Below are 1,132 nucleotides of genomic sequence, written 5' to 3'. Positions count from 1 at the left end.
CCTTCACGGATGGCGAAGCGCAGCTTCTCTTCCATGGCGATGGGCGCGATCAGCTCGACCTCGAATTTCAGGTTGTCGCCGGGCATGACCATTTCCGTGCCTTCGGGCAGCGCGACCGTGCCGGTCACGTCCGTCGTGCGGAAGTAGAATTGCGGGCGATAGTTCGCGAAGAACGGGGTGTGACGACCGCCCTCTTCCTTGGTCAGGATGTAGGCTTCGGCTTCGAACTTGGTGTGCGGTGTCACCGATTTCGGCTTGCACAGAACCTGACCACGCTCGACGTCTTCGCGGCCAATGCCGCGCAGCAACGCACCGATATTGTCGCCGGCCTCACCGCGATCCAGCAGCTTGCGGAACATTTCCACACCCGTGCAGGTCGTGGTCTTGGTGTCGCGGATACCAACGATTTCAATCGAATCGCCCACATTGATCACGCCACGCTCGACACGGCCGGTCACAACCGTCCCGCGACCGGAAATCGAGAACACGTCCTCGATCGGCATCAGGAAGGGCTGGTCCACAGCGCGCTCTGGCGTCGGGATGTAGCTGTCAACGGCTTCCATCAGCGCGCGGATCGAGCTTTCGCCGATCTCCGGGTCACGGCCTTCCATCGCGGCCAGCGCAGAGCCTTTCACGATCGGAATATCGTCGCCGGGGTAGTCATACGACGACAGCAGCTCGCGGATTTCCATTTCCACCAGTTCCAGCAGTTCCTCGTCATCGACCTGGTCGACCTTGTTCATGTAAACAACCATGAACGGAATGCCGACCTGACGGCCCAGCAGGATGTGCTCACGCGTCTGGGGCATGGGGCCGTCCGCGGCGTTCACCACCAGGATCGCGCCATCCATCTGCGCCGCACCCGTGATCATGTTCTTGACGTAGTCGGCGTGGCCGGGGCAGTCGACATGGGCGTAGTGACGGCTCTCGGTCTCATACTCGACATGCGCGGTCGAGATCGTGATCCCGCGCGCCTTTTCTTCGGGCGCACCGTCAATCTGGTCATAGGCCCGGAAATCGCCGAAATACTTCGTGATCGCCGCCGTCAGCGTCGTCTTGCCGTGGTCAACATGGCCAATCGTGCCAATGTTCACATGCGGTTTGCTGCGGTCAAACTTTGCTTTTGCCATGG

Annotated in this window: 1 protein-coding gene; it reads right to left on the bottom strand. The window is 60.8% G+C overall.

Annotated features, from left to right (window positions below; genetic code table 11):
* A partial coding sequence (tuf, locus tag M3N55_RS16660) for an elongation factor Tu (protein WP_249060979.1) occupies positions 1 to 1,130 on the bottom strand: 1,130 nt, incomplete at its 3' end.
* Between the last annotated feature and the right edge of the window lie 2 nt (positions 1,131 to 1,132).

The organism is Roseinatronobacter domitianus (assembly GCF_023336755.1).
Lineage (GTDB): Bacteria > Pseudomonadota > Alphaproteobacteria > Rhodobacterales > Rhodobacteraceae > Roseinatronobacter > Roseinatronobacter domitianus.
Note: the sequence above shows the minus strand (reverse complement) of the source record. Positions and strands in the feature narration are given on the sequence as shown.